The sequence below is a fragment of the Citrobacter sp. CK194 genome (genome assembly GCF_030333395.1).
In the GTDB taxonomy this organism is placed as follows: Bacteria; Pseudomonadota; Gammaproteobacteria; order Enterobacterales; family Enterobacteriaceae; genus Citrobacter_B; species Citrobacter_B koseri.
The window spans coordinates 21,507-27,719 of record NZ_JAOWGA010000016.1 but is presented as its reverse complement, the minus strand read 5'-3'; the positions used below and the strand labels follow the sequence as shown (position 1 = coordinate 27,719).

Below are 6,213 nucleotides of genomic sequence, written 5' to 3'. Positions count from 1 at the left end.
GCATTCGACCAGATCGATAACGCGCCGGAAGAAAAAGCTCGTGGTATCACCATCAACACTTCTCACGTTGAATACGACACCCCGACTCGCCACTACGCGCACGTAGACTGCCCGGGCCACGCCGACTATGTTAAAAACATGATCACCGGTGCTGCGCAGATGGACGGCGCGATCCTGGTTGTTGCTGCGACTGACGGCCCGATGCCGCAGACCCGTGAGCACATCCTGCTGGGTCGTCAGGTAGGCGTTCCGTACATCATCGTGTTCCTGAACAAATGCGACATGGTTGATGACGAAGAGCTGCTGGAACTGGTTGAGATGGAAGTGCGTGAACTGCTGTCTCAGTACGACTTCCCGGGCGACGACACGCCGATCGTTCGTGGTTCTGCTCTGAAAGCGCTGGAAGGCGAAGCTGAGTGGGAAGCGAAAATCATCGAACTGGCTGGCTACCTGGATTCCTACATCCCGGAACCAGAGCGTGCGATTGACAAGCCGTTCCTGCTGCCGATCGAAGACGTATTCTCCATCTCCGGTCGTGGTACCGTTGTTACCGGTCGTGTAGAGCGCGGTATCATCAAAGTGGGCGAAGAAGTTGAAATTGTTGGTATCAAAGAGACTGCGAAGTCTACCTGTACTGGCGTTGAAATGTTCCGCAAACTGCTGGACGAAGGCCGTGCTGGTGAGAACGTAGGTGTTCTGCTGCGTGGTATCAAACGTGAAGAAATCGAACGTGGTCAGGTACTGGCTAAGCCGGGCACCATCAAGCCGCACACCAAGTTCGAATCTGAAGTGTACATTCTGTCTAAAGATGAAGGCGGCCGTCATACTCCGTTCTTCAAAGGCTACCGTCCGCAGTTCTACTTCCGTACAACTGACGTGACTGGCACCATCGAACTGCCGGAAGGCGTAGAGATGGTAATGCCGGGCGACAACATCAAAATGGTTGTTACCCTGATCCACCCGATCGCGATGGACGACGGTCTGCGTTTCGCAATCCGTGAAGGCGGCCGTACCGTTGGCGCGGGCGTTGTTGCTAAAGTAATGAGCTAATTATTTAATAATTAGTTCTGCACTTAAAAAGGGCGCTTCGGCGCCCTTTTTGCTGTCTGTCATATCTACCTGCTATATAAAGAGTGTCATATTTAGTCGCATTTTTTATTCCTCTCCCTGCACACAAACGTATTTGTGCTATTGTAATCATAACTATTCTCATTTACACTTTGCGCAGAAATTGAACGGGAGCGATCATGTACGTTTGTTTGTGTAATGGTGTAAGTGATAAAAAAATTCGTCAGGCTGTTCGTCAGTTTCACCCTCAATCTTTCCAACAATTACGTAAGTTTATTCCTGTTGGAAATCAATGCGGTAAGTGCGTCCGTGCGGCGCGTGAAGTGATGCAGGATGAGTTAATGCAAATGCCGGAGTTTAAAGAAATCGCCTGAGTCACATTCTTTTTTTTGACATCCTTGTAGCCCCATCTACGCTCTAAGAGTGGAAGCGGAGGGACTATAAAATGAAAGGTGATGTTAAAATCATAAATTATCTCAATAAACTATTGGGAAATGAGCTTGTCGCAATCAATCAGTACTTTCTCCATGCCCGTATGTTTAAAAACTGGGGGCTCACTCGTCTGAATGATGTCGAATACCATGAATCCATCGATGAAATGAAACACGCTGATAAATATATCGAGCGTATTTTATTTCTTGAGGGTATCCCAAACTTGCAGGATCTTGGCAAGCTGGGCATTGGTGAAGATGTCGAAGAGATGTTGCAGTCAGATCTCCGTCTGGAACTGGAAGGAGCGAAGGATCTACGTGAAGCCATAGCCTACGCCGACAGCGTTCATGATTACGTTAGCCGGGACATGATGATTGAGATCCTGACAGATGAAGAAGGGCATATCGACTGGCTTGAGACGGAGCTGGATCTGATTGCAAAAATTGGTCTACAGAATTACCTGCAATCGCAAATTAAAGTGGACGATTAACTCCCCGACAGCAGTGTTTTCCAGCCAATGATAAAACCCGCAGCCGCCAGAAATGGCCCGAACGGCAGCGGGTTTTTTAATGCCCCTTTCCCGTTTATTACGTACATCGCCATCACGTTAATGCTGGCAATAAGCGCGGCCAGAAAGACCAGCAGGGGTAATGACTCCCAACGATGCCAGGCGCCAAGCGCGGCAAGAAATTTGATATCGCCGTACCCGAGCCCTTCTTTGCGATACAGCAGTCGATATCCCCAATAGAGAAGGGCGAACCCGCCGTAACCCGCAATGGCGCCCCAAAGCGCATCTGGCAAATGGTCAGGTAAACAGCACAGGTAATAAAGCAGGCCGCTCCAGAGCAGGGGGCAGGTAAACCGATCGGGCAAGAGTCCTGTTCGCGCGTCATATATCCCGGATAGCGCAGATAATAAGAGGTAGATAATCAGGAAGGGGAGGTCGGGTTGCATCATGTCATCCTCATTAAACGTTGCGCTCACCATCCGTGAAACTCATTTTCCACGCAACGGAGGAATGATGACGTTGCGCAGTGTATTCCGAAGAAAATGCGCAAAACAAAAACGGCACAACGCGTGTGCGAAGTTGCTCGCATTACAGACGAAATGATTAATATCTACGCGGCACTTGCGTCAGGCTGAGATTTGCGTATAATGCGCGGGCTTGTCTTAGTTGACGGCAGGTTCGATCTGAACCTTAGGTAGCCGATTTGGTTATCTAACAATGCTCCCAATCGGGGAGCTACGTAAGAACGGTTACACTCTCCCATCAATCGTAATGGGCACGAGGAGTAATCATTTTCGTTTATAAAATAATTGGAGCTCTGGTCTCATGCAGAACCAAAGAATCCGTATCCGCCTGAAAGCGTTTGATCATCGTCTGATCGATCAATCAACCGCGGAAATCGTCGAGACTGCTAAGCGCACTGGTGCGCAAGTCCGTGGTCCGATCCCGCTGCCGACCCGCAAAGAGCGCTTTACCGTTCTGATCTCCCCGCACGTTAACAAAGACGCGCGCGATCAGTACGAAATTCGCACTCACAAGCGTCTGGTTGACATCGTTGAGCCAACCGAGAAAACCGTTGATGCTCTGATGCGTCTGGACCTGGCTGCCGGTGTAGACGTGCAGATCAGCCTGGGTTAATCAGGTCATCGAGCGATTGAGAGGTTGAAACAATGATTGGTTTAGTCGGTAAAAAAGTGGGTATGACCCGCATCTTCACTGAAGATGGCGTCTCTATCCCAGTAACCGTAATCGAAGTTGAAGCAAACCGCGTTACTCAGGTTAAAGATCTGGCTAACGATGGCTACCGCGCTGTTCAGGTTACCACTGGTGCTAAAAAAGCTAACCGTGTAACCAAGCCGGAAGCTGGCCACTTTGCTAAAGCTGGCGTAGAAGCTGGCCGCGGCCTGTGGGAGTTCCGTCTGGCAGAGGGTGAAGAATACACCGTTGGTCAGAGCATTAGCGTTGAACTGTTTGCTGACGTTAAAAAAGTTGACGTAACTGGCACCTCTAAAGGTAAAGGTTTCGCAGGTACCGTTAAGCGCTGGAACTTCCGTACCCAGGACGCTACTCACGGTAACTCCTTGTCTCACCGCGTTCCGGGTTCTATCGGTCAGAACCAGACTCCGGGCAAAGTGTTCAAAGGCAAGAAAATGGCAGGTCAGCTGGGTAACGAACGTGTAACCGTTCAGAGCCTGGACGTAGTACGTGTTGACGCTGAGCGCAACCTGCTGCTGGTTAAAGGTGGTGTTCCGGGTGCAACCGGTTGCGACCTGATCGTTAAACCAGCTGTGAAGGCGTAAGGGGATAGCAATGGAATTAGTATTGAAAGACGCGCAGAGCGCGCTGACTGTTTCCGAAACTACCTTCGGTCGTGATTTCAACGAAGCGCTGGTTCACCAGGTTGTTGTTGCTTATGCAGCTGGTGCTCGTCAGGGCACTCGTGCTCAGAAGACTCGTGCTGAAGTAACTGGTTCCGGTAAAAAACCGTGGCGCCAGAAAGGTACCGGCCGTGCGCGTTCTGGTTCTATCAAGAGCCCGATCTGGCGTTCTGGTGGCGTGACCTTCGCTGCACGTCCGCAGGACCACAGTCAAAAAGTTAACAAGAAGATGTACCGCGGCGCGCTGAAAAGCATTCTGTCCGAACTGGTACGTCAGGATCGTCTGATCGTTGTCGAGAAGTTCTCTGTAGAAGCGCCTAAAACTAAGCTGCTGGCTCAGAAACTGAAAGACATGGCTCTGGAAGATGTGCTGATCATCACCGGTGAGCTGGACGAGAACCTGTTCCTGGCTGCGCGCAACCTGCACAAGGTTGACGTACGCGATGCAACTGGTATCGACCCGGTTAGCCTGATCGCCTTCGACAAAGTCGTAATGACTGCTGATGCTGTTAAGCAAGTTGAGGAGATGCTGGCATGATTCGTGAAGAACGTCTGCTGAAGGTGCTGCGCGCACCGCACGTTTCTGAAAAAGCGTCTACTGCGATGGAAAAAACCAACACCATCGTTCTCAAAGTTGCTAAAGACGCGACCAAAGCAGAAATCAAAGCTGCTGTGCAGAAACTGTTTGAAGTCGAAGTCGAAGTCGTTAACACCCTGGTTGTTAAAGGGAAAGTTAAACGTCACGGACAGCGTATCGGTCGTCGTAGCGACTGGAAAAAAGCTTACGTCACCCTGAAAGAAGGCCAGAATCTGGACTTCGTTGGCGGCGCTGAGTAAGTCGGAGGAGTAATACAATGGCAGTTGTTAAATGTAAACCGACATCTCCGGGTCGTCGCCACGTAGTTAAAGTGGTTAACCCTGAGCTGCACAAGGGCAAACCTTTTGCTCCGTTGCTGGAAAAAAACAGCAAATCCGGTGGTCGTAACAACAATGGCCGTATCACCACTCGTCATATCGGTGGTGGCCACAAGCAGGCATACCGTATTGTTGACTTCAAACGCAACAAAGATGGTATCCCGGCAGTTGTTGAACGTCTTGAGTACGATCCGAACCGTTCCGCGAACATCGCGCTGGTTCTGTACAAAGACGGTGAGCGCCGTTACATCCTGGCCCCTAAAGGCCTGAAAGCTGGCGACCAGATTCAATCTGGCGTTGATGCTGCAATCAAACCAGGCAACACCCTGCCGATGCGCAACATCCCGGTTGGTTCTACTGTTCATAACGTAGAAATGAAACCAGGTAAAGGCGGTCAGCTGGCACGTTCCGCTGGTACTTACGTTCAGATCGTTGCGCGCGATGGTGCTTATGTCACCCTGCGTCTGCGTTCTGGTGAAATGCGTAAAGTCGAAGCAGACTGCCGTGCAACTCTGGGCGAAGTTGGCAATGCTGAGCATATGCTGCGCGTTCTGGGTAAAGCAGGTGCTGCACGCTGGCGTGGTGTTCGTCCGACCGTTCGCGGTACCGCGATGAACCCAGTAGACCACCCACATGGTGGTGGTGAAGGTCGTAACTTTGGTAAGCACCCGGTAACTCCGTGGGGCGTTCAGACCAAAGGTAAGAAGACCCGCAGCAACAAGCGTACTGATAAATTCATCGTACGTCGCCGTAGCAAATAATTTTAGAGGATAAGCCATGCCACGTTCTCTCAAGAAAGGTCCTTTTATTGACCTGCACTTGCTGAAGAAGGTAGAGAAAGCGGTGGAAAGCGGAGACAAGAAGCCCCTGCGCACTTGGTCCCGTCGTTCAACGATCTTTCCTAACATGATCGGTTTGACCATCGCTGTCCATAATGGTCGTCAGCACGTTCCGGTATTTGTAACCGATGAAATGGTCGGTCACAAACTGGGTGAATTCGCACCGACTCGTACTTATCGCGGCCACGCTGCTGATAAAAAAGCGAAGAAGAAATAAGGTAGGAGGAAGAGATGGAAACTATCGCTAAACATCGCCATGCTCGTTCTTCTGCTCAGAAGGTTCGCCTTGTTGCTGACCTGATTCGCGGTAAGAAAGTGTCGCAGGCTCTGGATATTTTGACCTACACCAACAAGAAAGCGGCTGTACTGGTCAAGAAAGTCCTGGAATCTGCCATTGCTAACGCTGAACACAACGATGGCGCTGACATTGACGATCTGAAAGTTACGAAAATTTTCGTAGACGAAGGCCCGAGCATGAAGCGCATTATGCCGCGTGCAAAAGGTCGTGCAGATCGCATCCTGAAGCGCACCAGCCACATTACTGTGGTTGTGTCCGATCGCTGAGACTCTGGAG

11 protein-coding genes are annotated in these 6,213 nt (G+C 50.6%); 10 read left to right on the top strand and 1 reads right to left on the bottom strand.

All coding sequences use genetic code 11. From position 1 onward, the window contains the following. The 3 genes from tuf to bfr form a co-directional block, all read left to right on the top strand. Positions 1-1,050 (top strand): elongation factor Tu (tuf, locus tag OGX80_RS07895; RefSeq protein ID WP_286470669.1); only part of this gene is annotated, 1,050 nt, incomplete at its 5' end. Between the two features lie 197 nt (positions 1,051-1,247). Continuing rightward, positions 1,248-1,442: a bacterioferritin-associated ferredoxin gene (bfd, locus tag OGX80_RS07890; protein ID WP_012135433.1), complete on the top strand. Its 195-nt coding sequence runs from the start codon at positions 1,248-1,250 to the stop codon at positions 1,440-1,442. Between the two features lie 71 nt (positions 1,443-1,513). After that, positions 1,514-1,990, top strand: coding sequence for a bacterioferritin (bfr, locus tag OGX80_RS07885; RefSeq protein WP_012135432.1), 477 nt, complete (start codon positions 1,514-1,516; stop codon positions 1,988-1,990). Here the strand turns inward: bfr and OGX80_RS07880 are convergent. After that, complete coding sequence (locus OGX80_RS07880; RefSeq protein WP_058669128.1) at positions 1,987-2,454, bottom strand: prepilin peptidase; 468 nt, start codon at positions 2,452-2,454, stop codon at positions 1,987-1,989. The genes bfr and OGX80_RS07880 overlap by 4 nt on opposite strands. A gap of 379 nt (positions 2,455-2,833) precedes the next feature. Here OGX80_RS07880 and rpsJ point away from each other — a divergent pair, with 379 nt between their 5' ends. Genes rpsJ through rplV form a run of 7 tightly spaced genes read left to right on the top strand, consistent with a single transcriptional unit; the run spans position 2,834 to position 6,203 of the window. Next, a complete protein-coding gene (gene rpsJ / locus OGX80_RS07875; RefSeq protein ID WP_001181005.1) occupies positions 2,834-3,145 on the top strand; it encodes a 30S ribosomal protein S10 in 312 nt (103 codons plus the stop codon). A gap of 32 nt (positions 3,146-3,177) precedes the next feature. Then, the gene (gene rplC / locus OGX80_RS07870; protein WP_000579837.1) at positions 3,178-3,807 is read left to right on the top strand and encodes a 50S ribosomal protein L3; all 630 of its coding nucleotides are present in this window, start codon (positions 3,178-3,180) and stop codon (positions 3,805-3,807) included. A 10-nt stretch (positions 3,808-3,817) separates the two neighbouring features. After that, positions 3,818-4,423 (top strand): 50S ribosomal protein L4, encoded by a 606-nt coding sequence (gene rplD, locus OGX80_RS07865; protein ID WP_000424395.1) that lies wholly within the window; start codon positions 3,818-3,820, stop codon positions 4,421-4,423. Continuing rightward, positions 4,420-4,722, top strand: coding sequence for a 50S ribosomal protein L23 (gene rplW, locus OGX80_RS07860; RefSeq protein ID WP_000617546.1), 303 nt, complete (start codon positions 4,420-4,422; stop codon positions 4,720-4,722). The genes rplD and rplW overlap by 4 nt, the downstream gene beginning before the upstream one ends. A 17-nt stretch (positions 4,723-4,739) precedes the next feature. After that, positions 4,740-5,561, top strand: coding sequence for a 50S ribosomal protein L2 (gene rplB, locus OGX80_RS07855; protein WP_000301864.1), 822 nt, complete (start codon positions 4,740-4,742; stop codon positions 5,559-5,561). 16 nt (positions 5,562-5,577) lie between these two features. After that, the gene (gene rpsS, locus OGX80_RS07850) at positions 5,578-5,856 is read left to right on the top strand and encodes a 30S ribosomal protein S19 (RefSeq protein WP_001138117.1); all 279 of its coding nucleotides are present in this window, start codon (positions 5,578-5,580) and stop codon (positions 5,854-5,856) included. A gap of 14 nt (positions 5,857-5,870) precedes the next feature. Next, positions 5,871-6,203 carry a 50S ribosomal protein L22 gene (gene rplV / locus OGX80_RS07845; RefSeq protein WP_000447529.1) on the top strand — a complete coding sequence of 111 codons (333 nt, stop codon included), beginning with the start codon at positions 5,871-5,873 and terminating at the stop codon, positions 6,201-6,203. The last annotated feature ends 10 nt before the right edge of the window (positions 6,204-6,213 follow it).